This is a genomic window from Streptomyces sp. SGAir0957, assembly GCF_043523415.1.
Window position 1 is genome coordinate 3328222 of sequence record NZ_CP027293.1, and the last position, 23842, is coordinate 3352063.

General features: G+C 70.2%; 25 protein-coding genes. 9 read left to right on the forward strand and 16 right to left on the reverse strand.

All coding sequences use genetic code 11. The features are described 5' to 3' along the window. Positions 1–22 precede the first annotated feature (22 nt). The 9 genes from C1N81_RS19835 to C1N81_RS19875 all read right to left on the reverse strand — a co-directional run bounded on the left by C1N81_RS19835 (position 23) and on the right by C1N81_RS19875 (position 8447). Positions 23–664, reverse strand: coding sequence for a pilus assembly protein TadG-related protein (locus tag C1N81_RS19835; RefSeq protein ID WP_394430947.1), 642 nt, complete (start codon positions 662–664; stop codon positions 23–25). A 29-nt stretch (positions 665–693) separates the two neighbouring features. After that, positions 694–882, reverse strand: a complete 189-nt coding sequence (locus C1N81_RS19840; protein ID WP_394438065.1) for a hypothetical protein — start codon at positions 880–882, stop codon at positions 694–696. 321 nt (positions 883–1203) lie between these two features. Continuing rightward, the gene (locus C1N81_RS19845) at positions 1204–2106 is read right to left on the reverse strand and encodes a DUF5936 domain-containing protein (RefSeq protein WP_394430949.1); all 903 of its coding nucleotides are present in this window, start codon (positions 2104–2106) and stop codon (positions 1204–1206) included. Between the two features lie 57 nt (positions 2107–2163). Continuing rightward, positions 2164–3120 (reverse strand): type II secretion system F family protein, encoded by a 957-nt coding sequence (locus C1N81_RS19850; protein ID WP_394430951.1) that lies wholly within the window; start codon positions 3118–3120, stop codon positions 2164–2166. A gap of 46 nt (positions 3121–3166) precedes the next feature. Beyond that, positions 3167–4534 (reverse strand): CpaF family protein, encoded by a 1368-nt coding sequence (locus C1N81_RS19855; RefSeq protein WP_394430953.1) that lies wholly within the window; start codon positions 4532–4534, stop codon positions 3167–3169. 6 nt (positions 4535–4540) lie between these two features. Beyond that, complete coding sequence (locus C1N81_RS19860; protein ID WP_394438067.1) at positions 4541–4879, reverse strand: TadE/TadG family type IV pilus assembly protein; 339 nt, start codon at positions 4877–4879, stop codon at positions 4541–4543. A 65-nt stretch (positions 4880–4944) separates the two neighbouring features. Further along, positions 4945–6534: an AAA family ATPase gene (locus C1N81_RS19865; RefSeq protein WP_394430955.1), complete on the reverse strand. Its 1590-nt coding sequence runs from the start codon at positions 6532–6534 to the stop codon at positions 4945–4947. Positions 6535–6718: 184 nt separating this feature from the next. Next, on the reverse strand, positions 6719–7438 hold the full coding sequence (gene cpaB, locus C1N81_RS19870; protein WP_394430957.1) for a Flp pilus assembly protein CpaB: 720 nt from the start codon (positions 7436–7438) through the stop codon (positions 6719–6721). A 67-nt stretch (positions 7439–7505) separates the two neighbouring features. Continuing rightward, positions 7506–8447 (reverse strand): hypothetical protein, encoded by a 942-nt coding sequence (locus tag C1N81_RS19875; RefSeq protein WP_394430959.1) that lies wholly within the window; start codon positions 8445–8447, stop codon positions 7506–7508. A 255-nt stretch (positions 8448–8702) separates the two neighbouring features. Between C1N81_RS19875 and C1N81_RS19880 the strand changes: the two genes are divergently transcribed. Both C1N81_RS19880 and C1N81_RS19885 read left to right on the forward strand, forming a co-directional pair. Then, positions 8703–9707, forward strand: a complete 1005-nt coding sequence (locus tag C1N81_RS19880; RefSeq protein ID WP_394430961.1) for a chitinase — start codon at positions 8703–8705, stop codon at positions 9705–9707. Positions 9708–9840: 133 nt separating this feature from the next. Then, positions 9841–11097: a DUF1266 domain-containing protein gene (locus C1N81_RS19885; RefSeq protein ID WP_394430963.1), complete on the forward strand. Its 1257-nt coding sequence runs from the start codon at positions 9841–9843 to the stop codon at positions 11095–11097. 19 nt (positions 11098–11116) lie between these two features. Here C1N81_RS19885 and C1N81_RS19890 read toward each other — a convergent pair whose 3' ends face one another. Beyond that, positions 11117–11599, reverse strand: a complete 483-nt coding sequence (locus tag C1N81_RS19890) for an ATP-binding protein (protein ID WP_394430965.1) — start codon at positions 11597–11599, stop codon at positions 11117–11119. Positions 11600–11862: 263 nt separating this feature from the next. Between C1N81_RS19890 and C1N81_RS19895 the strand changes: the two genes are divergently transcribed. The 5 genes from C1N81_RS19895 to C1N81_RS19915 all read left to right on the forward strand — a co-directional run bounded on the left by C1N81_RS19895 (position 11863) and on the right by C1N81_RS19915 (position 14486). Beyond that, the gene (locus C1N81_RS19895) at positions 11863–12714 is read left to right on the forward strand and encodes a helix-turn-helix domain-containing protein (RefSeq protein WP_394430967.1); all 852 of its coding nucleotides are present in this window, start codon (positions 11863–11865) and stop codon (positions 12712–12714) included. 10 nt (positions 12715–12724) lie between these two features. Further along, positions 12725–12916 (forward strand): hypothetical protein, encoded by a 192-nt coding sequence (locus C1N81_RS19900; protein ID WP_394430969.1) that lies wholly within the window; start codon positions 12725–12727, stop codon positions 12914–12916. A gap of 277 nt (positions 12917–13193) precedes the next feature. Then, the gene (locus tag C1N81_RS19905; protein ID WP_394430971.1) at positions 13194–13385 is read left to right on the forward strand and encodes a hypothetical protein; all 192 of its coding nucleotides are present in this window, start codon (positions 13194–13196) and stop codon (positions 13383–13385) included. Between the two features lie 191 nt (positions 13386–13576). After that, positions 13577–14161, forward strand: a complete 585-nt coding sequence (locus C1N81_RS19910; protein ID WP_394430973.1) for an Imm50 family immunity protein — start codon at positions 13577–13579, stop codon at positions 14159–14161. Then, positions 14148–14486: a hypothetical protein gene (locus tag C1N81_RS19915; RefSeq protein WP_394430975.1), complete on the forward strand. Its 339-nt coding sequence runs from the start codon at positions 14148–14150 to the stop codon at positions 14484–14486. The genes C1N81_RS19910 and C1N81_RS19915 overlap by 14 nt, the downstream gene beginning before the upstream one ends. Before the next feature lie 7 nt (positions 14487–14493). Here C1N81_RS19915 and C1N81_RS19920 read toward each other — a convergent pair whose 3' ends face one another. From C1N81_RS19920 to C1N81_RS19945, 6 genes are all read right to left on the reverse strand, one after another. Then, positions 14494–15831 (reverse strand): Nramp family divalent metal transporter, encoded by a 1338-nt coding sequence (locus C1N81_RS19920; RefSeq protein ID WP_394430977.1) that lies wholly within the window; start codon positions 15829–15831, stop codon positions 14494–14496. An 84-nt stretch (positions 15832–15915) separates the two neighbouring features. After that, complete coding sequence (locus C1N81_RS19925; protein WP_394430979.1) at positions 15916–16443, reverse strand: hypothetical protein; 528 nt, start codon at positions 16441–16443, stop codon at positions 15916–15918. A 133-nt stretch (positions 16444–16576) separates the two neighbouring features. Then, on the reverse strand, positions 16577–18070 hold the full coding sequence (locus C1N81_RS19930) for a GntP family permease (protein ID WP_394430981.1): 1494 nt from the start codon (positions 18068–18070) through the stop codon (positions 16577–16579). Between the two features lie 144 nt (positions 18071–18214). Continuing rightward, positions 18215–18625 carry a RidA family protein gene (locus C1N81_RS19935; protein WP_394430983.1) on the reverse strand — a complete coding sequence of 137 codons (411 nt, stop codon included), beginning with the start codon at positions 18623–18625 and terminating at the stop codon, positions 18215–18217. Then, complete coding sequence (locus C1N81_RS19940) at positions 18622–19431, reverse strand: IclR family transcriptional regulator (RefSeq protein ID WP_394430985.1); 810 nt, start codon at positions 19429–19431, stop codon at positions 18622–18624. Before C1N81_RS19940 ends, C1N81_RS19935 begins: the two co-directional genes overlap by 4 nt. Beyond that, positions 19428–20495, reverse strand: a complete 1068-nt coding sequence (locus C1N81_RS19945; RefSeq protein WP_394430986.1) for a sugar kinase — start codon at positions 20493–20495, stop codon at positions 19428–19430. Before C1N81_RS19945 ends, C1N81_RS19940 begins: the two co-directional genes overlap by 4 nt. Positions 20496–20687: 192 nt before the next feature. Between C1N81_RS19945 and C1N81_RS19950 the strand changes: the two genes are divergently transcribed. Continuing rightward, a complete protein-coding gene (locus C1N81_RS19950; protein ID WP_394438069.1) occupies positions 20688–21953 on the forward strand; it encodes an amino acid deaminase in 1266 nt (421 codons plus the stop codon). A gap of 280 nt (positions 21954–22233) precedes the next feature. Then, positions 22234–23838, forward strand: coding sequence for an N-acyl-D-amino-acid deacylase family protein (locus tag C1N81_RS19955; protein WP_394430988.1), 1605 nt, complete (start codon positions 22234–22236; stop codon positions 23836–23838). The last annotated feature ends 4 nt before the right edge of the window (positions 23839–23842 follow it).

The window sequence follows — 23842 nt, forward strand, 5'->3', positions numbered from 1 at the left end:
CTCTTTCTCGTCGTTCGCTTCGTCAGTCGGCCAGGTGGACGGAGAACAGGTCGGACGCGTCGGGCAGGTCGGCGGGGTCGAGGTCCTCGGGGTCGATGATCACGTCACCGAGGGCGCCGTCGCAGTGGAGTTCGAGGGGCTTTTCCGGGTCGGCTTCCGTGTCGAAGTCGCAACGGGGTTTGAGCACGGCCGTGGCGTGCGCCGTCGCATGCATGGACTCGGTGCCGGGGATGATCGTGTCACCGACCGTGGACTGGGTCTCGACGCCGACTTCGTACCCCGGGTAGCCGTTGACCAGCCTGAAGGCCGGGCCGTAGGCCACGGTGGCGTCGTTCTGCGCCGCCAGGTCGCTCGCGGCCGCGTCGGCCGGCCCCGCGTTGAGTCCGTCGAAGGAGCCCGGGTCGAGGCGGTCCATCCAGTCCTCGTCCTCGTTCCCCACGGACTGGATCAGGTCGTCGAGCAGCTCGTCGCGCACGGACTGCGTGGCGGCCAGCGCGGCGGCGTCGGCGGCCGACTGCGCCCCGTTGCGCGCCGACGCCGCCTGGGCGAACGCGAAGAAGGCGAACGCGGCGAAGAGCAGGATCGCCGTCACCCAGATGTAGATCGGGAGCGTCGATCCCCGGTCGTCCCGCAGGCGCACAGGCAGACGAGTGCGGAGACGCACGCGCCTGCACGAACGGAGGCAGCGCTCCGTCAGCCGCCGATGACGTTGGAGATGGCGTCCAGGACCGCGCCCGAGATCAGGCCGTCCAGTCCGAGGCTGTCGATGGCCACGAAGATCCCGGCGATCAGAATCATCAGCCCCGCATACTCCACGAACCCGGCCCCGGCATCTCGCCGTGCCCCCCGGACCCGCTCCCCCAGCGCACTCGTCCACGTCATCCACGTCCCGCGCACTCGGTCCTTGATCACGGGGACCCCCTTCCGCCACGTCCTCCAGGGCAACCAGAACAACACACGCAACGTACGCGAACTGCGACCCTGCGCACCCGGTTTCGCCAACATAGGGATCGGGCTTGACCGGAAGTTGTCTAGGTGTTGCCCGGGGCGTCATCGCGTGCCAGCTCCCTTCCCTGCTGCCCTGATACCGCTTTCGTCATGCCCCGGTCATTCAAGTCCGGAGTTCAGCCCGGGGCGCCGTTCGCAATAGCCAACCTTTGCTCACTTTCACTGTAGCCAGTCATTCGGTGAGAGAGGAGGGGTTCAACGACCCAGTATGGAACCGAAGTTGGTTCCCGAGCCGAGGAACATGCCCGTCGCGATCAGGATCATGGTGGCGGGGAGCATGAAGACCAGGGTCACCATCGTTGCCTTCGGGATCGTCTTCGCGGCGCGGCGGCGGGAGTTCTGGGCGTCGGTGCGGCGCATGTCCGTCGCCAGTTGGATCAGGGTCTCCGCGATGGGCGAGCCCAGTTCCTCGCCCTGCTGGAGCGCCGAGACGAATTGGGCGACCTGTTCGGACGCGTTGCGCCGGCGCAGTTCGTCGAAGGCCTGGCGGCGCGGGACGCCCATGTCCATCTGGCGCAGGGTGATGCGGAGTTCGTCGGCCCAGGGCCCCTCGTACTTCTCCGCCACGCGGTCGAGTGCCTGGCGGAAGCCGAGGCCCGCCGAGACGACCACGGCGAGCACGTCCAGGAAGTCGGGGAGTGTGCGGTCGATGACCTCCTTGCGTTCGCGTACCGCCTGCCAGATCAGCGCGTCCGCGGCGAGCGCGCCGAAGGCCAGGGTGAGGAGGGCGAGGAGCGGGCTGCCGTTGGAGAGGAACACCAGCGCCATGACGACGCCGAACACGCCGTAGACCGCGCGGCGCGCCCCGTACCGGTCGATGGTCAGGCCGCCCGGGTTGCCCGCCATGTCGATCTTGCGGCGCTTGGCGTCCACCCGGCGCGGGCCCATGAGGCGCAGGACGAGCGGCGCGAAGCGCATCCCGAGGCGGTCCACCGCCGAGCCCGTCGTGGAGACGCGGGTGGCGCCAACCTCCAGGGCGAGGGCCAGGTCGCTGGGGACCTTGGCCTCGGCGCGGTACATCCGGACGCCGGTGAAGACGCCGAGGACCGCCGCGCCCGCGAGCAGGGCCAGGAGCAGGCCCGCAACCGTTGTCGACATGGCTCAGACCTCGATCGTCGGGGACTCGGATCCGGCCCGGATCGTTGCGTACATGGCTCAGACCTCGATCTTTCCCAGGCGGCGGATCACGAAGAAGCCGATCCCGTACAGGCCGAGGGAGATCAGGATCAGGGTCTGGCCGAGGGGGGAGCCGGTGACCTTCGCGAGCGCGCCCTCGTTCGAGGAGTTGATCAGGAGGAGGGAGCCGAGGCCGAGGAGCGGGACCGTGAACGCCGTCGCGTTCACCTCCGACAGCATCGTGCGGATCTCGCGCCGGGTCTCCTTCCGGTCCTCCAGGGTCTGGGTGAGGTTGCGCAGCGAGGAGACGACCGTGCCGCCCGCCTTGTTCGCCAGGACCAGCGTCGTGACGAGGACGATCAGCTCGCGCGACGGGAGGCGGCCCGCCAGTTCGTCCAGCGCGTCGTCGACCGAGCGGCCCAGCGCCAGTTGGTCCGCCACCCGGCTCAGCTCCTCGCCGGCCGGGGCTTCGAGTTCCTCCGCCGCCATCGCGAGCGACGTGCGGAGGGCAAGCCCTGCCGCCGTCGCGTTCGCGAGCAGGCGGGCCACGTCCGGGAGCTGGTTGATGAACGCCTCGATGCGTTTCTGGCGCTGCCAGTTGAGGAAGATGACCGCCGCCCAGACGGCGACGGCCCCCGCGATCGGGCCGAAGAACGGGGCCAGCGTCGCCGCCGCCAGGGTCCACAGAGCGGCGACGACCGCCGCCACGTAGACGGAGAACTCGCCCGCCGTCAGGTCGAGGCCCGTCGCGGACAGGCGGAGGTGGACGGCGCGGCCCAGGCGGGTGCGGCGCAGGCGGCGGTCGACGGCGGCGAACCGGCGGACGCGGCCGCCCATCGTGCCGGAGCCGCCGCCGTCGCCCGCCCGGTAGTCGTCCAGGCGGTCGACGAGGGCTTGGCGCTGGGCGCGTCCGGACGCGTAGACGTGGACGCCCGCGATGGCGACGACGCAGGTCAGCAAGGTGGCGCCGAGGGCGATCAGGGCCGTGTCCGTCATGTCGCCTCCCGTACGCGTTCAGCTGTCGTCCCTGCCCGGACCGGTGTCACCCCGTCGCCTCCCTCGTATGCCGTGCGTCCACCGTCTCCACGACCCCGTACGCGGGCGGCACCGACTCCCCCGCCACGTACAGCCGGTCCGCGAGGCGGCGCGGCAGCGGAAGGTGTTCGTAGTAGCCGTGGACGCGGCGGCGTTCCAGGTCCGTGGTGCCCGAGACGTACGGCTGCGCCACGAAGCGCGTCACCGGGGCGATCGTGAACTGTTCCCTGCCGTGCGAGACGAGCAGCACGATCTCGCTGACCCGGCGGGAGCCGTCCGCGTGCCGGGTGAGTTGTACGAGGACGTCGACGGCCGAGTTGATCTGGTCGCGCAGCGCCTCGAAGGGGACGTCGACCTCCGACATGGAGCCGAGCGTCTGGAGGCGGGTGAGGGCGTCCTCGGCCGTGTTGGCGTGGACCGTGGCGAGGGAGCCGTCGTGGCCCGTCGACATGGCTTGCAGCATGTCGAGCGTCTCGCCGCCGCGGACCTCGCCGACGATGATGCGGTCGGGGCGCATGCGCAGGCTGTTGCGGACGAGGTCGCGGATGGTGACCTGGCCCTTGCCCTCGACGTTCGCGGGGCGCGACTCCAGGCGGATCACATGCTCCTGCTGGAGCTGGAGCTCCGCCGAGTCCTCGATGGTGATGATGCGCTCGTGCGACGGGATGAGGGCGGAGAGGGCGTTGAGCAGGGTCGTCTTGCCGGAGCCCGTGCCGCCGCTGACGATGATGTTGAAGCGGGAGCGGACGAACGCCGCGAGCAGCATCAGCATGTGCTCGTCGAGCGAACCCAGTTCGAGGAGTTCGGTCAGGCTGTACGCGCGCGGGAAGCGGCGGATCGTGAGGGTGGCGCCGGTCAGGGCGAGCGGCGGGATGATCACGTTGACGCGTTCGCCGGTGGGGAGGCGGGCGTCGACCATGGGGTTCGACTCGTCGACGCGGCGGTTGACGGTGGAGACGATGCGTTCGATCGTCTGCATCAGTTGCTCCGGCGACGCGAAGCGGAGCGGGAGCTGTTCCACCCGTCCCGCCCGTTCCACGAAGATCGCGTCGGGGCCGTTCACCATGATCTCGGTGATGGAGGCGTCCGCGAGGAGGGGTTCGAGGATGCCCAGGCCGAGGGCCTCGTCGACGACCCGGCGGATGAGCTGGGTGCGCTCGGTGGAGGAGAGGACCGGGCCCTCGCGGCTGATGATGTGGCCGAGCACGCGTTCCAGGCGGACGCGGCGGTCCGCGGCCTGGAGCGAGGACATCTCGGCGAGGTCGATCTCCTCCAGGAGTTTGGCGCGGTAGACGGCGATCAGGCCCTCGTCGCGGTCCGGGGGTGTGCCGGTGGGGGTGTCGCGGGTGGCTACGACCCGGGAGCGCAGGCTCATCTCGTGTCAGCTCCCTTCGCCGGCTGCGTCGCCGGAGCGGTCGTTCGGCATCGTGGCGGAGCGGTGGATGTCCCAGCCGTCGAAGAGGGGGATGATCGCGCCCACGTGGACGGTGACGGTCGCGGTGACGGTGTCGCCGGTCGCGATCGACGGGGACGGGTCCAGCCAGCCGCTGACCGAGCCGACGGCCGCCGCCGCGCCCGTCCCCTCGTTCAGCGACTCCGCCCTGGCCCCGGCCCGCGCCGCGCTCCCCGCCTGGTTCGCCCCGTAGCCGACGAGGCCGAGCTGGATCGCGGCCAGGCCGATGACGAGGAGGAAGGGCAGGAACCCGGCGAACTCCAGCATGGAGACACCGCGGTCGTCCCACTTCAGCGCCCGGGGCGCGGGAGGTTCGGGCGGCCCGGGCGCTGTCACTGGTCCGCCTCGGACGCCGCGCCCGCCTCACCCGTGACCTTCCACCCCGGGTTCACCCCCGGGAAGAACACGGGCACGTCGACCTCGACCCTGGCCTTCATGAGCGCGCCCTCGGTCCCGCAGCCGATCTGCGCCCCCTGCCAGGCCGACGGAAGGTGCTCCCTGCCCGCCGCGGCACAGGCCGCGCCGTAGTCCCCGCCGCCCGCCTGCGCCGAGGTCGCGGCGCGTGCCGCCTCGTCCGCCGCGTTCCCGGCGAGGGAGTACGTGTAGCCGTACAGCACGCACTGCCACATCAGCGCGAGGACGACGAGGACCAGCGGGAACATCGCCGCGAATTCGAGTGTCACCGCGCCCTTGTCGCCGCCGGCGCGGCGGCGGGAGCGGCGGCCCGTCGCCTCCGGGGCGGGGGCGGTGACGAGGCCGAGTTCGCCGGCCAGGGTCCACAGGGCCTGTTTGACGGTGGAGCGGTTGTCGAGGTCCTGCATGCGGCCCGCGTCGACGGCCGCCTGGAGCTCCTTGTAGGCGGCGGGGACGGTGGCGCGGGCCGTCTTCGTGCCGGTGACGCGTTCGACGAGCGGGGCCTGGATCTCGGCGGAGCGCGCGTACCGGTTGACGACCGTCAGGGTTTCCTCAGCCTTGCGGATCTGGAGGCGGTCCCAGAGCCGGACCATGCGTTTGGCGGCCCGGACGGCGACCACGTCCGGGGTGACGAGGAGCACCGCCTGGTCGGCGAGTTCGATCGCCGCCGCGTTCGCCGCGCCCATCTGCGTACCGCAGTCGACGACCACGACCTCGTACCGGGCGCGCAGGGCGTGCACGACCTGGCGGGCGACACGGTCGGTGACCTCCTCGCCGCGTTCGCCGTCGGCGGGGGCGAGCAGCAGGTCGATGCCGGTCTCGTGGGTGAAGACGGCGTCCTGGAGGACGCGGGGTGTGATGTCGCGGATCGCCGCCAGGTCCGCCACCGAGCGGCGGAACTGGACGTCCAGGTACGAGGCGACGTCCCCCGACTGGAGGTCCAGGTCGAGCAGGGCCACCGCCTTGCCCGACGCCCGTGCGGCGAGCGCGAACTGGACCGACGCCAGCGTGGTGCCGACCCCGCCCTTCGCCCCGGTCACGGCGACGACCCGGCCGCCGCCGCCCGCGGGCATCAGCTCCGCGCCCGTACCGCCCGCGAGGTGCCGCCTCATGCCCGCCGACCAGGAGGCCGCGGCGTGGACGCGCTCGGCGAGGGCGTCGTAGCCGAGCGGGAACGCCACGATGCCGCGCGCTCCGCTGTCCATCGCGGCGGTGAGCAGCGCGGGGCTGGTGTCGGCCGTCGCGAGGACGACGCCGACGGCCGGGAAGCGCAGCACCAGGTCGCGGATGAGGTCCAACGCCGGTACGGGGCCGATCCGTTCGTGTACGAGGACGACCTCGGGCAGTTCGTCGAGGGACTCGGCGGCGAGCCTCGCCAGGGTGTCGAGCAGGGCCGTGGAGTCGGCGACGGGTGGGGCGGGTTCGGTGTCGGGGAGTTGGGAGAGGAGGGTGACCAGGGCGCGGGCCGCCTCCGGCTCGCCTGCGGCCGGGAGGATCCTCGTAGTCATCGGCGTTCTCCCTTCGAGGGCGCTGATTCCCGGGCCACGGGGCTCCGCCCCGGACCCCGCTCCTCAATCGCCGGAGGGGCTTGATGTGCCGGACCGGCTTGATGTGCCGGGCCGGCTTGATGTGCCGGACAGGCTTGATGTGCCGGACAGGCTTGATGTGCCGGACAGGCTTCCCAGACCCGCATCACTTGGCCTCGCTCAACGTGTACGACCGGTCCTCCGGCGCGATCTTCCCCTCGGCCCCCGGCGCCACCAGCGCCAGCCGGACGTGCGTCGCGAACGACTCCGCGTACGCCACCCGCTGCGCGTCCCCCGCGCTCAGCGCGAACGTGATCGGCACGGCCTCGCCCTGGCGCCGGGTGCGGCTGCCGGAGTCGCCGGTGCCCTGCTGGTCGATCGGGGTCAGTTTGCCCACGTCGATGACCTCGGCGTTCTCGACGATGACCTCGGAGCGGTCGCGCTGCTTGTCGTTCTCGGCCTTGAAGGTGGCGTAGATGTTGACCTTCGCGCCGGGGTCGATCTTTCCCGCGACGCCCGTCTCCGCGTCGATCATGATGGCGATCTCCTGCTGGCCCGGCTCCAGCTCGGGCCGGGCGACGACCATGTCGCTCTGGAGCAGGGAGCCCTTCTTGAGCTGGGTGACGGCGATCTTGCCGCGGACCTCGCGGAGGTTCTTGACGGCGGTCTTCGACAGCCAGCGCTCGGGCATCTCCACCTCCTCGAACTGGTCGTCGGTCAGCTCCTTGTACGGCGCCACGTCCTCCTTCAGCCGGTACGCGGCCACCTCGGGCCCGACCTTGGAGTTCACGTCGCGGATCACGGACAGCACACCGGCGAACGCGCCGACGGCACACAGGGCCGAGACGACCAGAAGGATGACGCCGCGGCGCTGACGTGAATTCATGGACCGGACAACCTCGTCGGTAGGCGGACAGGGATCTCAGCTGGTCAGGGGCGGTGGAACGGGGACGTCATCGGTGGTGCGAGGCCCGGGGCAGTGCCGGCCGCCCGGACGCGGCGGCCGGCGCCAGTGGGGTCCGGGCCGGCCCCGCGCGCTCGGGAACCGCGCCGGTGGCCAGCGGCGCGGAGCAGAACCCGCACCGGTCGCCGATGAGTTCGAGCCCGCACCAGTGGCACGCCTCGCGCCGCACGGACGACACGAGCTGGTAGAGCACGGAGATGTCGGGGATGGCGGCGGCGAACTCGACGATCTTGCCGGGGTGGCCTTTCCGCCCCGTCGCCCACCAGCGCGGCGACTCGGCGGGCAGCGGTGCCTCGGTCGCGCCCGACACCCGCCAGGCCGGGGCGAGCGCGGTGGTGACCCAGTCGGTGGGGAGCTGCCCGGCGGCGTAGTACATCCGCGTGCCGAAGGCGGGGCCGCTCGGTGTCTCGGCGCCGGTGACGCGCAGGAGCTGCGGCTGCGGCGAGGCCACGACGGCGAACTGGGCGTTCGGCGACCACGATGTGGCGTGCGCCTTGAGCGGGACGGCGACGCGGTCGAGCTTGGCGACGGAGCCGAGCAGGGCGCCCGCGTGGACGTAGTGGGCGAGCAGCCGCCCGGCGGAGGCGAGCACGCCGGGGCTGAAGTCGCAGATGGACAACTGGCGCAGTTGCAGCGCGAGTACGGCGAGGCCGAGCGGCGGGAGTTCCGGCCGCAGGATGGCTATGCGGTCACTTTCGAGCACGGAGCGGACGGAATGCAGCCGGTGCACGACGGAGTCCGGTACGGATCGCGGGCAGAGCACGATCACGTAGCCGTGCTGTTCGATCAGTGTGTGGACGTCGGTGAGCGCGCGGTCCAGCGGATACGCGTCGGGGGCCGCGCCGACGGGCAGCACGGCCGCGCTCGGGGTGTGCCGGTCGGGCGAGGCGAGCACCAGGTCGGGGTCGGTCACGGCTATGGCGGTCGGCACGCGTGAACCCCCGGTCGCTCTGCGCTCAGTCCTCCTACGGTCCCTGCCTGAGCACCATATCCACGCGGGCGCCCGGCAACACCCCTCTTCGCACTGTTCACGAACCTCTGTCCGCGAGTTGGCGAGGAAGCATCGGCTCAAACCCTTGACATAGCTATTGGTCTGGACCAGTTTTTACGCCCAGCAGCTGCTTCCCCACGCACCTCGACCCGGCACACGTGTGCCGGGTCCCTCCCCCCACATGGAGGCAGGAAGATGAAGCGACTCGGCGCGCTGGCAGGCGCGTTCACGGCGGCGACGCTCGCCGTGACCGGCCTGCTCACGACGGCGGGCACCGCCACGGCCACCCCCACGGCCACCCCCACGGCCGCCTCCGCCGTCCCCGCCCACGCGGTGACCGGCTACTGGCAGAACTTCGACAATGGCGCCAGCGTCCAGAAGCTGAGCGATGTCCCCTCCGACTACGACATCATCGCGGTCGCCTTCGCGGACGCGACCACGACGCCGGGCGCCGTCGATTTCACGCTCGACTCGGCGGGCCTCGGCGGATACACGGAGGACGCGTTCAAGGCCGACATCAAGGCGAAGCAGGCCGCCGGCAAGTCCGTGATCATCTCGATCGGCGGCCAGAACGGCACGGTGTCCGTCAGCGACTCCGCCTCCGCGACGAACTTCGCGGACTCGGTGTACTCCCTCATGCAGGAGTACGGCTTCGACGGCGTGGACATCGACCTCGAGAACGGCCTCAACTCCACGTACATGTCCCAGGCGCTGAAGTCGCTCGCGTCAAAGGCGGGTTCCGACTTCGTCCTCACGATGGCGCCCCAGACCATCGACATGCAGTCGACGTCCGCCGAGTACTTCAAGACGGCCCTCGCCGTGAAGGACATCCTCACGGTCGTCAACATGCAGTACTACAACAGCGGGTCGATGCTCGGCTGCGACGGCAAGGTCTACAGCCAGGGCACCGTCGACTTCCTGACCGCGCTCGCCTGCGTCCAGCTGGAAGGCGGCCTCGACCCGTCCCAGGTCGGCATCGGCACCCCCGCCTCGACGAGCGCGGCGGGCAGCGGCTACGTAGCCCCGTCCGTCGTCAACGACGCCCTCGACTGCCTCACCAAGGGCACGAACTGCGGCTCCTTCAAGCCGTCCAAGACCTACCCCGGCCTGCGCGGCGCGATGACCTGGTCCACGAACTGGGACGCGACATCCGGCAACGCGTGGTCCTCGGCGGTCGGCCCGCACGTCCACGGCCTGTAGCTCCAGGGCCCGTGACCCCACGGCCCGTGGCCCCTTGACCGGGCAGCGCCGCCGCTCCCCCGGCGGCGCTGCCCAAGGCTTGGTCAGTAACCTTGCGGCGTCCACCGGAAGCAGCGACCAGGGAGCAGCCGCCATGACGTTCGGTCCGCCGCCCCAGGACTTCGGCCCGGCAGCGGCAGCGGCACCGGCGTGGAACGCGCCCACCCCCACAGAGCAGGCGCTGTACGAGGCGAAGAGCCGCGGAGACTGGGCGGCGTACTACGAGACGCTGGCGCGGGCGTATCTGTACTTCGTGATCGACCGGGCCCACGCAGACACCCACGCCGACTCCATCCTCCCGCTCTATTGCCCGCCGCACGCCCCCACGTACCGGTGGGAGGTCTTCACCGACGGGATGCTGCCCACGCCCGAGCCGAACCTCGTGTTCACGCGGCACCCTCTGCACTGGTTCGCCCGCTCCTGGACTCCCACCGATCCGCCGCTCCTCACCGTGAACCCCGGTTCCCCCTGCGAGGTCTCGCTGCCCGCCGGCCCGCCGCACGCCACCCACTGGGCCCGAGTCGCCGACCACGTGGGAAGTCCGAGGCTTCGCGGACATCTGCGAGCACTGAGCGTCGGCGGCCCGCTGCACGGCACGGTCGCCCACGGCCTTGCCTGCGGAGCGCTCCTCTGCGTGACCAACGGGTCCCTGTGGAACGCCATGGGCTGGCACGGAACGGGTTACGACAAGGAGCGCGAGCGGCTGCGCGAGTGGTGGGGCATCACCACGCGCGAGGAGTGGAGATCGGCGCTGGACGGCCTGCTCGCCTGCGAGTCCCACAGTCCCGTTTGGGAGTTCGCTCTGAGCCTGCGCCGCACGATCGCCCGCGACTTCGGGGGCCACGTCGACCCCGCGTACTGGCGCCAGGCGGCGGAGACGGTGATGCGGCGCAACGCCGCCGAACGCACCACGCTCAGCGAGGACGGGGTCACCTACACGGAGCCCCGACCCGAGGCGGAGACCACCGCCCGGATCGAGGGCGTGCAGCGGCTCATCGGCCGGATCACCCGCTATGAATCCCGGATGCGGGCCGACGGCGTACTCGCCGAGGGGCGGTACGTGAGCTCGGTGGACGCCTGGGACCTCGGCCGCGCCTCGAAAATGGCCCGCTGGGGCCTCGGCGCCCGCTTCGGCACACTCCAGGAGGCGGAGTCCGCTGTCGTGGCCGCGGGCCGGGCGGCCTCCCTCTCGTACCGCTCCTGGCAGGACTTCTCCGCGGGCTACATCCTCGGCCGCTGCCTGCACTTCGACGACGAGGAGTTCGGTGACTGGTACGAGGACATGGTCCAAGCCCACCGCATCCTGACGGAGGACCCGGGGAGCCCTTGGCTGAACATCCCGTTCCAGTAGGCCTCGTGCATGGCGGGCCCTACCTCCCGTAGGCGCCTGCCCCATGCCTGGGCAGCACGACCCGCATCCGCGTTCCACCGCCGGGTTCCCGGGAGGGCCCGTAGCCCCAGTCGCCGCCGCACGCCCGCGAGACACAGGCGAGCAACCGCAGGGCGGCCCGCCGCCGACCGTCGCAGGCCGCGAGGAGGCGCGGGTGCCTGTGAGGGACATGGTGGTCGTACGTGGTGACGCGAAGGGCGTCGTCCCTGTAGCGCAGTGCTACGTAGACGTCGGCATCGTCCGTGAACCGGCAAGCCGTGGCGACGAGTTCGGAAACGGCCTGCTGAGCGGGTTCGAGAAGCCCATCGAGATCATGTGTGCGCAAGAAGGTGCGGGTTGCTGCGCGGGCGATCGCGGGTGTGGTGAGTGCGGCGGGCAGCGTGAGGCTGTAGGCGAGTCTGCCGGGGGCCGGGGCCGAGCGGTGGGGGTTCACGGGGCAGGCGGGAACAACGCTGAGAGACATGCCGGGCTCCTCGCGGTGCGGGGCGGATGTGGTCGGCGGCAGCGGGTGGCTCGTCTCCCTGAACGCGGGCCCCGCCCCTCCTAGGGAGGGAGTCTGCGGGCAGGCTCGCGCGATGCACTGCCAACTGCCGTGTGTAGCGTGTGCGTTACTGAACGTAGGGCAGAGAGTGGTTCAGGTGCCACGCCATTAACAAAACCAACCCATCCGTGAGTGAGGGGAGCCGCCGCACGGCAGACTGCTGACGTACGCGGGAAGGGAAGGGCATGCCACCGAGGACCACGTCCACCGAACGTCAGCGACGCCTGGGCAGTGAACTGCGCAAGATCCGGACAGCTGCCGGGATGACAGCGGAACAGGCCGCCGGGTTGCTCGGCATGGACCGGGCGAAGATCTCCAACATAGAGACCGGTATCCGCACCATCAGTGCCGAACGCCTGCGTACGCTGGCCTGCAATTGCGCGTGCTCGGACGAGACGTACGTGGAGTCCCTCGTCGACATGGCCGGCCCCAACGGGCGTGGCTGGTGGGAGCGTTATCGCGGCTCGCTCTCCTCTGGCCTGCTGGACATCGCCGAACTGGAATGGCACGCCACCCGCATGCGCACCGCCCACACGGCACACATTCCGGGCCTGCTACAGACCAGCGACCACGCCCTCGAACTGTTCCGGGCCGTCCTGCCCGCGCTGCCGCAGCACGAGGTGGCGCTGCGCCTGGCCTACCGCGTGGAGCGCCAACAGGTCCTGGAGGGCGACAACCCCACCGAGTACGTCTGCCTGATTCATGAAGCGGCGCTCCGGATGCAGTTCGGCGGGCCACGCGTGGCCCGCCGACAACTTGAGCACCTCATCGCGGCTTCCGAGCAGGAGCACGTCATCGTGCGAGTCGTTCCGTTCGCGGCAGGCTCTTTCCCCGGCGCCGGCCAGACCGTGAACTATCTGCACGGTCCGGTGCCTCAACTGGATACCGTCCAGGTCGACAGCTCGCACGGCCCGGAGTTCCTCGGCGACCAAGCGCAGCTGAACAAATACCGGACCCACCTCGACTGGATGGAGCGCATCGCCCTGCCGACCGGGCCGTCCCGCGACTTCATCCATGAAATCGCCACCCACCTCTGAGGAGATCACGTTGCCCGAGATCATTTGGGAAGCCCCTTTCTGCGGCGAGGGAGCAAGCTGCTTCCGCCTCGGGACCGATGCCAGCGGTAACGCATACATCACCGTGGCCGGAGCCGAGGACACCTACATCACCGACTCCCACGAAGCGCTCCGCACACTGATCCGCGACATAAAGGCCGGGAAGGCGGACCACTTGCTTTGAGACGCCGAAGCGAGGCATACCCGATTGGGAGATGAAAAGGCCATCTGCGTGGCACGCTGCATAGACGGGACGGCTCGTATCGACCAGCTCTTCTCACTGGGGTCGGACCGCCCGTGGCGCCTCACAGGAATCGATCGATACGCACGGAACGTCGAGTTCTTCGACGCCCCGCATGGCGCCAAAGTGTCCTTGTCGGGCGGCTACGTGAGCCACCTCCAGGAGCGATCAATCCTGATATCGATCGAACCCTGAGGCGACCGACTACGAGGGAGCCGGCATGACCGACATCAAGTGGGAAGACCCGTTCTGCGGCGAGGGTAATTCTTGCTTCCGCCTCGGAACCGATTCGACCGGCAACGCCTACATCACCGTCACCGGAGCCGAGGACACCTACATCACCGACTCCCACGAAGCGCTCCGCACACTGATCCGCGACATAAAGGCCGGGAAGGCGGACCACTTGCTTTGAGACGCCGAAGCGAGGCATACCCGATTGGGAGATGAAAAGGCCATCTGCGTGGCACGCTGCATAGACGGGACGGCTCGTATCGACCAGCTCTTCTCACTGGGGTCGGACCGCCCGTGGCGCCTCACAGGAATCGATCGATACGGACGGAACGTCGAGTTCTTCGACGCCCCGCATGGCGCCAGGGAGCCAGCGTGACCGACATCAAGTGGGAAGACCCGTTCTACGGCGAGGGGAATTCTCCGGGTGCGAGGAGCACTATCCCTATGCCCCCGAATAGCATCCCGTTGCGGAACGGAGAGGTGTTGGCCTCCTTCTACGACGCCGGACTCCCCCCGTTGGAGTTCGTCCGGCTGCGATCCGTCCATCTCAACTGGCGCGGGCCCAGCGTCACGCTGCGGCTGGACTTGCCCGCGCCTTCCCTGCCGCTTCCCGACGATTGGGTCGCGGCCGGGGTCGACACGGTCCAAGGACAACTCCAGTTCCTGGCCGTGGCCGATGTGGAACTGGACGCTTGGGAGCCGCCCGTGGCGATGCGCCTCGGCACGACATCTTTGGAAGGCGAACAGCACCGGATCCGCGTGACGGCCGCCGCCGACGGCAACTCATTTCTTCGCTTCACCAGCAGCACCGATGTTCTTGTAGGACATGTGAGCGGCTTCCGACTGGGTCCCGCAGGGAGCGACGACGGCCTGCACGTGTTCCGCAGCAGGCTTGACAGCATGCGCCACACCACGATTCCCGACTTCTGCGAGAAGACCTTCTATGAACGACTTTGACATCGAGGCGCTCGCAAATCCGTCCATGCTGAGCGCCAGCGACCTTTTCTACGTGCACCTCGACGAGCGGCTCGCCTCTGCCACCCTCGGGTTCACCACTCAGGAAGGGAGCGAAGGCTTTGAGTTCTTCTTGGTTTTCACCGGCGTGCGCCAGGTGACGGTGAGGGGCTGGGGTCCACCTGGCTCTAAAAGCATTGACCTGGTGCGGAGCGCTGAAGGAATCGCCGTGGTCGTGCAGGATGAAAATTCGCTGCTTTCCTTCCGCGCCACTGAGATGACCCTGGCCCGGACGCGTACCTTTCAAGCCTCTCCACAGGCCATTTGATCCTGGCCTAGAAAAAATCCGACCAAGGCTGATCCCAGATCTGTTTCACGCACAGGATCACGAACAGCAGGCCCGCCACCGCCAGCATCCCGTTGCTCAGCCAGCCGTTGCGCCAAGCGGCGGGCGTGCGGGCGGAGTTCAGGAGCCAGATCAGGGTCAAGGCCAGGAAGGGCATGAAGGCCGCGCCCAGGACCCCGTAGAGGATGACCAGGCGAAACGGCTGGCCCTGGAAGAGGAGGATGATCGGGGGGAATGTGAGCCAGAGCAGGTAGATGCGGAAGGGCCAGTTGCGTTCCAGGTCGCCCCTTGCCACCTTCTCGCCCCCGACGCGCTCCGCGCGGTACCGCTCCACGAAGTCCGCGAACATCAGACTCACGCCGTGCCAGACGCCGATCAGGGACGTGAAGGACGTGGCGAAGAAGCCGATCAGGAAGAGTTTGGCCGTGGCCGTGCCGTACTCCGACTCCAGGATCTTCGTCAGGTCGAGCAGGCCCTTGTCGCCGCTTGCGATGGCCGTGTGGGACGCGTGCAGGAGTTCCGCTCCCACGAAGAGCATTGCCACGACGAACACGCCCGTCGTGATGTACGCGACCCTGTTGTCGAGGCGCATCACCTTCATCCAGGACGTGTTCGTCCAGCCCTTCGCGTTGACCCAATAGCCGTATGCCGCAAGCGTGATCGTGCCGCCCACCCCGCCGATCAGGCCCAGCGTGTTGAGGATCGAGTCCTTTTCGTCGGGCAGGACGGGAAGCAAGCCCGCGAACGCGTCGCCGAGGTTCGGGGTTACGCGGATCGCCAGATACACCGTCACCACGAACATGACGCCCACCAGGACCGTCATGACCTTTTCGAAGACGTCGTATTTGTTGAACCAGACGAAGAGCAAACCCACCAGGCCGCAGAGGATCGCCCACGGCTTGATCGACCAGTCGGACGGGAAGACGTCCGGGAAGAGCGCTTGGAGCGGGAGTGCGCTGGACGACATCGCCGCCGCCCCGTAGACGAAGCCCCAGATCACCACGTAGACGACGAAGAACCACGTCGTCCAGCGGCCCAGACTCGCCCAGCCGTCGAAGAGCGTACGGCCGGTGGCCAGGTGCCAGCGGCCCGCCGCCTCGGCCAGGCTGATCTTGACGAGGCAGCCGAGGACCGCCGCCCAGAGGAGGGTGTAGCCGAAGTTGCTGCCCGCGACCAGCGTGGCGACCAGGTCACCGGCACCGACGCCCGTCGCGGCCACGACGATGCCGGGGCCGATGTACTTCCAGCTGGACTTGCGGGGGTGGTCGTCGATGCCCGAGGTGGTGGGGGTACCTGTGCTGCCTGTGCTGCCCGTGGTGTCCGCCATGGATACCAAGGGAGCGTAAAGCGGGCCCGGCGGCAAGGGGGCCTACCGGAACCGTTGCCGGTCCGCCCGCCGCCGCCCGGCCCGTCAGTCCTCGAAGTACGCGTCCAGCGCCTTGTCCAACTGCTCGGTCCACTCGGCCAGGCGGGACTTGTCCGGCGCCTCGACGTCGTTCGGGTACCAGCGGCTGTTGGGCGTGTGGACCGTCACCGTGAGGCGCTTGCGGGACGTGCCGTACTCGACCGCGCTGATCTCGTCCCAGGTGAACTCCGCCTCCTGGTCGTCGAGCGTGAACCGGACACCGGTCGCGTCGACGGTGATCGAACCCCGGCGGTCCTTCGCCTCCATGGCCGGGCCGTCACCCTCGACAGCCTTCTCGTCGGTCTCCTCAAGGAGCTTCTCGACGGGCTTCTCGACGGGCTTCTCGTCAGTCTTCTCGACGGGCTTCGCGTCCTCCGGCTCTTCCCGCGTCACCTCCTCCGCCGCCGTCTCGTCGGGCTCCGTGACCGTGTCCTCGGCTGCCGTCCCCGGCCCGGGAGACGTCAGGCCGGGAACGTACGCCGGGTCGAAACCGGCACCGGTGACGGGCGTGACCTTCTGACTCTGACTCTCCATACGCTGCTCCACGGGCGGAAGTATGGCGGACGAGGCTGTGCGGCGCCTCCCCCGGGCCCCACTGGTTCTCGTCCGCCACGGGCGGTGTCTCAACTCACGGCTTGACGCGCCCTTTACCGTACGCGGCGCACCGCTAGACGAACAGGCTGACCACCGCCGCCACCACGAACCCGGCGATCGAGAGCACCGACTCCAGGACCGTCCACGTCCGCAGGGTGTCGCGCTCCGTGATGCCGAAGTACTTGGCGACCATCCAGAAGCCGCCGTCGTTGACGTGCGAGGCGAAGATCGAGCCCGCGGAGATCGCCATGATGACCAGGGCCGTGAAGGCCTGGGAGTAGTTGCCCTCCGAGAGCAGCGGGGCCACGATGCCCGCCGTCGTCACGATGGCCACCGTCGCCGAGCCCTGCGCCACGCGGAGCACCAGCGAGATCAGGTAGGCGAGGACGATGACCGGCAGGCCCACGTCGTTGAACGTGTCGGCGAGTGCCTGCGCGATGCCGCTCGCCTTGAGGACCGCTCCGAAGATTCCGCCCGCGCCGACCACCAGCAGGATGTTGCCGACCGGCTTGAGCGACGCCGTCGACACCGTCTCCAGGGACTTGCGGGACCAGCCGCGCCGGATGCCGAGCAGGTAGTAGGCGAGGAGCAGCGCGATCGTCAGGGCCACGAAGGGGTGGCCGAAGAACTCGATGACGGAGCGGCCCGTGGACGGGTCGAAGGCGATCGAGGAGAAAGTGGCGAGGAGGATCAGGATCAGCGGGGTGCCGATGATGGCGAAGACGACGCCGAGCGCGACCGGCTTCTCGGTCGGGGTGACGCCCGAGGCGCGCTGTTCGGCCTCAAGGGACGCCTTGGCCTCGTCGGCGGCCTCGACCATGTCCTGCGGGACGGGCACGAAGATCCGCTTGCCGATCCAGGCGGCCCAGCCCCAGGCGGCGAGCACGGCGGGGATGCCGCAGACGATGCCCATGAGGATGACCCAGCCGAGGTCGACGTGGAGGAGTCCGGCGGCGGCGACGGGGCCCGGGTGCGGGGGCAGGAACGCGTGCGTCATCGACAGGCCGGCCAGGAGCGGCATGCAGTACAGGATGATCGACTTGCCGCCGCGCTTGGCCGCCGCGTAGACGATCGGGGCCAGGACGAAGATGCCGACGTCGAAGAAGACGGGGATACCGAAGATCAGGCCGGTGAGGCCCATGGCGAGCGGGGCGCGCTTCTCGCCGAAGAGGTTGAGGAGGCGGGAGGCGAGGACCTCGGCGCCGCCGGAGACTTCGAGGACCGCGCCGAGCATGGTCCCGAGCCCGATGATGATCGCTACATGGCCGAGGGTGCCGCCCATGCCGGACTCGATCGTGGAGACCGCGTCGGATTTCTGGACGGTGCCGAAGAGTTCGGTGACGGACAGGCCCGCGCCGAGGCCGACCGCGATGGAGACCGCGAGGAGGGCCACGAAGGGCTGCAGGCGCGCCTTGATGATCAGGAAGAGGAGCAGCACGATGCCGAGCGCGGCGATCGTCAGGAGGCCCGCCGTGCCGTCGATCAGCTTCAGGATGCCGCCGGTGTGGGGTGGCGGTTCGGAGGCGGCGGCCGCGAGCGGGGCCAGGGTGGTGGATATGGGGAGCATGGGGGTCCTCGTAAGGGCATGGATGTTTCTGGGCAGGGGGGATCGCGGTGCGGCGCGTCCGGACGACGCGCCGCACCGTGACGACGTACAGAAGAAGCGAGGAAGATGCTGCTCAGCTCAGAACGGGATCAGCGGATCAGCGGATCAGCCCAGGACTGCGAGCGCGTCGATCTCGATGAGCAGGCCCGCCGGGAGACCGACGTAGACCGTGGTGCGGGCCGAGGCGGGGGCCTTGAGGCCCTGCTCCTCGAAGTACTCGTTGTAGATCTCGTTCATCTCGGCGAAGTGGTCGACGTCCGTGAGGTAGACGCGCATCATCATGACGTCGTCCCAGGTGGCGCCGCCCTCTTCGAGGATCGCCTTGACGTTGGCGAACGTCTGGAGGGTCTGCTCGCGCAGGGTCGGGCCCGCCGGGGTCGGGGCCTTGCCCTCCTCGGCGGGGAGGAAGCCGACCTGGCCGGCGACCTGGAGGATGTTGCCCTTCTTGACGCCGTGCGAGAACTTCGCGGGCGGGGTGGTGTGCGTGGCGGGGGTGAGGGCCGTCTTCTCGGTCATCGTGAACTTGCTTCCTTCGTGGGGGTGTTACCTGAACCTGGGCCGGGACCGGAACCCGGGCCGGGACCGGTTCCTGAGTAGTCCCGGCTGATGGCTTCCGCCGTGCGGCGCACCAGCGGGAGCAGGGTGAGGAGTTCCTCGGCGGTGACGACCACGTTCGGCGCGGAGACCGACATGGCGGCGACGACGCGGCCGTCGGCGCCGCGGACGGGCGCCCCGACGCAGTTGATGGACTCCTCGTGGCCACCGAGGTCGGTGGCCCAGCCCTGTTCGCCCACCTTCTCCAGCTCGCGCAGGAACGCGGCGGCGTTGGGGGTCGAACGGGACGTGTACATGGGGTAGTCGAGCTTCTCCGCCACGGCGCGGCGCTCGGGTTCCGACAGGTCGGCGAGGAGCAGCTTGGCGACGGCGGCGACCGTGATCGCGACCGGCTTGCCGATGCGCGAGTACATGCGCACGGGGTAGCGGCTCTCGACCTTGTCGATGTAGAGGACCTCGTCCTCCTCGTAGACCGCGAGGTGGACGGTGTGGCCGCACTTCTCGTTGAGGGCTACGAGGTGCGGGTGGGCGATCTCGCGGACGTCGAGGTTCTCGACGGCTTCCTGGGCGAGGGCGAAGAGGCGGGCGCCGAGCCGGTAGCGCTGGTCGGCCTGGCGGTGGACGAGGCCGTGCTCGTGCAGGGTGCGCAGGAGACGGAGAGCGGTGCTCTTGTGCACGCCGAGGCGGTCGGCCACCTGGCCGAGGTCCGCGGGTCCCTCGGCGAGCAGCGGCAGGATGCTGAGCGCGCGGTCGACGGTCTGGCTCATGGCGTACGTACCTCCTCGGCGGCCTCGTCGTGGGCGGTCGTCCACCCGGGGCCGAGGTGCAGTGTCCCCCACGCGGCGGCGTCGAGGGCGACCAGGCGGTCGGCGTGGTCGCGGTGCGGGGGCGCGGCGAGGTCGCCGGGGACGGTGAGCGCGGCGGCGGCCCACAGGTGGCCGTGGCGCAGCCGGTCGGCGACGGGCAGGCCGCGCAGGGTCGCGGAGAGGAACCCGGCGGCGAAGGCGTCGCCCGCGCCGACGGCGGCGACGACGTCGACGCGCGGGGCGGGTTCGAAGTGGCGGGCGCCGCCGTCGCGGTCGTAGGCGACGGCTCCGTCGGCGCCGCGCTTCACGACGAGCAGGTCCGGCTCGGGCAGGGCCGCCCGTACGGCGTCGGGGCCGCCGGTGATCCCGAACGCGTCCTCGGCCTCGTCCTCGCCGACGAAGACGAGGTGGGCCCGGCGGGCGAGGTCGAGCAGGACGCGGGCGTCCTCCGGGGTGCTCCAGAGCCCGGGGCGGTGGTTGACGTCGAAGGAGACGAGCGGCCCGCCGGGGGCGCCGGGCAGCAGGGTGCGGAGCAGGGCCAGGCAGTCCGGCGACAGGGCCGCGGTGATGCCCGACAGGTGCAGGATGCGGCCCGCGCGGAGCGTGTCCGGGTCCATCGTGGCCGGGGACATGGCGGAGGCGGCGGAACCGGCGCGGTAGTAGGCGACCTCGTGGGCGTCGGTGGCGCGGTCCCCCGCGGTGCGGAAGTAGATGCCGGTGGGGCGGGCGGCGTCGCGGCCCACGTGCGCCACGTCGACGCCGTACGCGCCGATCGCCTCGATCAGGTGGTCGCCGAAGCCGTCGGCGCCGACGCGGCTGACCCAGCGGGCGCGGTGGCCGCCGGCCGCGAGGACGCAGGCGAGGTTGGACTCGGCGCCGCCGATGCCGCGCTCGAAGGACGGCACGTCGGCGAGGCGCCCCGGGACCGAGGGGACGAACGTGACCATGGACTCGCCGAGCGCGACGACGTCGGGCACGACGACGGCGGCTGCGCTGTGCGGGGCTGCGGGTCCGGTGACGGTCACGGGGGTCGGTCTCCTCACGGCGTGGGGGCCAACAGCTCCGTTGACCCGGCGTTGGCTCGGATGTTAGACAGCAGTGAGCGACATACGCAATGGGCGTTGCATATATTGCAACTGCCTCGCCTGGAGGAGGCAACCGTGACCGCCAAGAATGCCGTCAGCGCCGACGACGCGGCCGAACGCGGAGCAGCACGACTGCAGGAGCTGGCGCGCGAGCGCGTCGACTTCCGGTTCAAGGGCCTGCCGCCCCAGGCCGAGGGCCTGACCGTCGCCGAACTGGCCGAGCGCCGCCTCAACCTCTTCACCGACGGCTTCACCACCCCCGTCCTCGCCCTCTCCGCCGAGCGCCTGGAACACAACCTCGCCCTCATGGAGACGTACGCCACCCGGCACGGGCTCACGTTCGCGCCGCACGGCAAGACGTCCATGGCGCCGCAGCTCTTCCACCGCCAGATCGAACACGGGGCGTGGGGCATCACGCTCGCCGTGCCGCACCAGGTGCGGGTCGCGCGCGAGTTCGGCGTCGAGCGGATCTTCCTCGCGAACGAACTGGTCGACGCGGCCGCGCTGCGCTGGCTCGCCGGTGAACTCGACTCCGACCCGTCCTTCCGCTTCGTCTGCTACGTGGACTCCGTACGCGGCGTCGAGCTGATGGACGCGGCTCTGCGCGCCGCAGGGGCGGGCCGGGCCGTGGACGTCGTCGTGGAGCTGGGCGCGGGTGACGGGGCACGGACCGGCGCCCGCACGGAGACCGAGTGCGGGGCCATCGCCGACGCGGTCGCCGGGGTCTCGACGCTGCGGCTCGTCGGGGTCGCCGGGTACGAGGGCGAGGTGCCGCAGGCCGACGGCGAACGGGTCCGCGCGTGGCTGCGGCGGCTCGTCGCCCTCGCGGTCGGGTTCGACGGGGGCGGGCGGTTCGCGGGGCTCGACGAGATCGTGATCAGCGCGGGGGGCTCAGCCTGGTTCGACGCCGTGGCCGATGTGTTCGCGGAGATTCCCGAACTGGGGGCGCCCGTAGTGAAGTTGCTGCGCTCCGGGGCGTACATCTCCCACGACGACGGGCACTACCGTCATCTGACCCCGTTCAACCGGGTCCCCGAGGAAGGCGCGTTGCATCCCGCCTTCCGGCTGTGGGCGCAGGTCGTGTCGCGGCCGACGCCCGAGCAGGCGTTCATCAACGCGGGCAAGCGGGACGCCGCCTACGACCTCGACCTGCCCGAGGTCCAGGTCGTACGGGACGCGCGTACGGGGGCGGTACGGGAAGCGGCCGGGGTCGCCGTGACGGGGCTGTCGGATCAGCACGGGTGGGTGCGTACGGAGCCGGGGGCCGGCGGGGTCGAGGTCGGGGACTGGCTCGGCATGGGGCTTTCGCACCCCTGCACGTCGTTCGACAAGTGGCAGCTGATTCCGGTGGTGGAGGGGGACGGCACGGTCGTGGATTACGTGCGGACGTTCTTCTAGGCGGGTGATGGGCTCGACCGGGTCGCTTGTCGGCGGCGGGGCCGGGCCCCGAGTCCCCGCCGTTCGCCTACCGGCCGGTTTTCGGCCACTGGTCGCGGCGGGTCGCTCGCGCAGTTCCCCGCGCCCCCGGCGGGGTGCTTCTCACCGGCGACGCAGCGGTGGCCGCCGGCGGTGGGGCGGCACCGCGGGGGCCACTGGCACTCGGCGACGAGAGTCGCACGGGTGGGCGGGTGGGTGTGTCCGCAGTTCAGCTCAGCCACGACGAAAGAGGCAGTCGGAAATGGACCTGGTCATCAAGGACGTGCGTGTGATCGACGGCACCGGAGGTGCCGCGTACCGCGCCGACGTCACTGTCGACAACGGCCGGATCGCAGAGATCATTCGCGAGGGCGAGGGCCCGCGCCCCACGGCCGCCCGCACGCTCGACGGCGACGGCCTCGCCCTCTCCCCCGGGTTCATCGACATGCACGCCCACAGCGACCTGGCTCTGCTCCGCGACCCGGACCACAGCGCGAAGGCGGCTCAGGGCGTCACCCTGGAGGTCCTCGGCCAGGACGGCCTGTCGTACGCCCCGGTCGACGACCGCACCCTCGCCGAGGTCCGCCGCGCGATCACCGGCTGGAACGGCGGCGCCCCCGGGGACACGTCCGTCGACTTCGACTGGCGCACGGTCGGCGAGTACCTGGACCGTCTGGACCGCGGCATCGCCGTCAACGCCGCCTACCTCATCCCCCAGGGCACGGTCCGGATGTACGCGGTCGGCTGGGAGGACCGCGACGCCACCCCCGCCGAGCTGGACCGGATGAAGCGGCTCGTCGCCGAGGGCATGGAGCAGGGCGCCGTCGGCATGTCGTCGGGGCTGACCTACACCCCGGGCATGTATGCCAAGGACGCCGAACTCACCGAGCTGTGCCGCGTCGTCGCCGGGTACGACGGCTACTACTGCCCCCATCACCGCAGCTACGGGGCCGGCGCCCTGGACGCGTACCGGGAGATGGTCGAGCTGACGCGCACCGCGAACTGCTCGCTGCATCTCGCGCACGCCACCATGAACTTCGGCGTGAACAAGGGCAAGGGCGCCGACCTGCTCGCCCTCCTGGACGAGGCGATCGCGGGCGGCGCCGACATCAGCCTGGACACCTACCCGTACACCCCGGGCGCGACGACGCTCGTCGCCATGCTGCCCAGCTGGGCCAACGAGGGCGGCCCGGACGCGACCCTCGCCCGTCTCCTGGACGACGCCACCGCCGAACGCATCCGGCACCACGTCGAGGAGATCGGCTCCGACGGCTGTCACGGCGTGCCGATGGAGTGGGAGACGATCGAGATCTCGGGGGTCGCCGATCCGACGCTCGGCGCCTACGTCGGCAGGACGGTCGCGGCGGCCGCCGCCGAGCGCGGTGAGGCCCCCTGGACCACCGCCCGCCGACTCCTCGTCGAGGACAAGCTGGGTTCGACGATCCTTCAGCACGTCGGGCACGAGGACAACGTCCGGGCGATCATGCAGCACCCGGTGCACACGGGCGGCAGCGACGGCATCCTGCAGGGCGAGAAGCCGCACCCGCGCGCATACGGCACGTTCCCGCACTACCTCGGCCACTACGCGCGCGACCTGGGCGTCATGTCCCTGGAGGAGACGGTCGCGCACCTCACGTCCCGCCCGGCCGCGCGGCTCCGGCTGCCCGACCGGGGCCTGGTCCGCGAGGGCTACCGCGCCGATCTGGTCCTGTTCGACCCGGAGACGGTGGCGGCGGGCTCGTCGTTCGAGGCGCCGCGGACGCTGCCGGTCGGCATCCCGCACGTACTGATCGACGGCCGCTTCGTCATCGAGGACGGGCGCCGGACCGATGTCCTCGCGGGCAGGTCCGTACGCCGGACCGCGTAGCGGA

Bases quoted from the DNA above. Each gene is read 5' to 3' on its own strand.
- C1N81_RS19940 (WP_394430985.1), bottom strand. From the start codon at position 19,431: ATGAGCCAGACCGTCGACCGCGCGCTCAGCATCCTGCCGCTGCTCGCC.
- C1N81_RS19905 (WP_394430971.1), top strand. From the start codon at position 13,194: ATGACCGACATCAAGTGGGAAGACCCGTTCTGCGGCGAGGGTAATTCT.
- C1N81_RS19925 (WP_394430979.1), bottom strand. From the start codon at position 16,443: ATGGAGAGTCAGAGTCAGAAGGTCACGCCCGTCACCGGTGCCGGTTTC.
- C1N81_RS19930 (WP_394430981.1), bottom strand. From the start codon at position 18,070: ATGCTCCCCATATCCACCACCCTGGCCCCGCTCGCGGCCGCCGCCTCC.
- C1N81_RS19885 (WP_394430963.1), top strand. From the start codon at position 9,841: ATGACGTTCGGTCCGCCGCCCCAGGACTTCGGCCCGGCAGCGGCAGCG.
- C1N81_RS19935 (WP_394430983.1), bottom strand. From the start codon at position 18,625: ATGACCGAGAAGACGGCCCTCACCCCCGCCACGCACACCACCCCGCCC.
- C1N81_RS19895 (WP_394430967.1), top strand. From the start codon at position 11,863: ATGCCACCGAGGACCACGTCCACCGAACGTCAGCGACGCCTGGGCAGT.
- C1N81_RS19880 (WP_394430961.1), top strand. From the start codon at position 8,703: ATGAAGCGACTCGGCGCGCTGGCAGGCGCGTTCACGGCGGCGACGCTC.
- C1N81_RS19915 (WP_394430975.1), top strand. From the start codon at position 14,148: ATGAACGACTTTGACATCGAGGCGCTCGCAAATCCGTCCATGCTGAGC.
- C1N81_RS19845 (WP_394430949.1), bottom strand. From the start codon at position 2,106: ATGTCGACAACGGTTGCGGGCCTGCTCCTGGCCCTGCTCGCGGGCGCG.
- C1N81_RS19920 (WP_394430977.1), bottom strand. From the start codon at position 15,831: ATGGCGGACACCACGGGCAGCACAGGCAGCACAGGTACCCCCACCACC.
- cpaB (WP_394430957.1), bottom strand. From the start codon at position 7,438: ATGAATTCACGTCAGCGCCGCGGCGTCATCCTTCTGGTCGTCTCGGCC.
- C1N81_RS19860 (WP_394438067.1), bottom strand. From the start codon at position 4,879: ATGCTGGAGTTCGCCGGGTTCCTGCCCTTCCTCCTCGTCATCGGCCTG.
- C1N81_RS19890 (WP_394430965.1), bottom strand. From the start codon at position 11,599: ATGTCTCTCAGCGTTGTTCCCGCCTGCCCCGTGAACCCCCACCGCTCG.
- C1N81_RS19955 (WP_394430988.1), top strand. From the start codon at position 22,234: ATGGACCTGGTCATCAAGGACGTGCGTGTGATCGACGGCACCGGAGGT.
- C1N81_RS19855 (WP_394430953.1), bottom strand. From the start codon at position 4,534: ATGAGCCTGCGCTCCCGGGTCGTAGCCACCCGCGACACCCCCACCGGC.
- C1N81_RS19865 (WP_394430955.1), bottom strand. From the start codon at position 6,534: ATGACTACGAGGATCCTCCCGGCCGCAGGCGAGCCGGAGGCGGCCCGC.
- C1N81_RS19850 (WP_394430951.1), bottom strand. From the start codon at position 3,120: ATGACGGACACGGCCCTGATCGCCCTCGGCGCCACCTTGCTGACCTGC.
- C1N81_RS19840 (WP_394438065.1), bottom strand. From the start codon at position 882: ATGACGTGGACGAGTGCGCTGGGGGAGCGGGTCCGGGGGGCACGGCGA.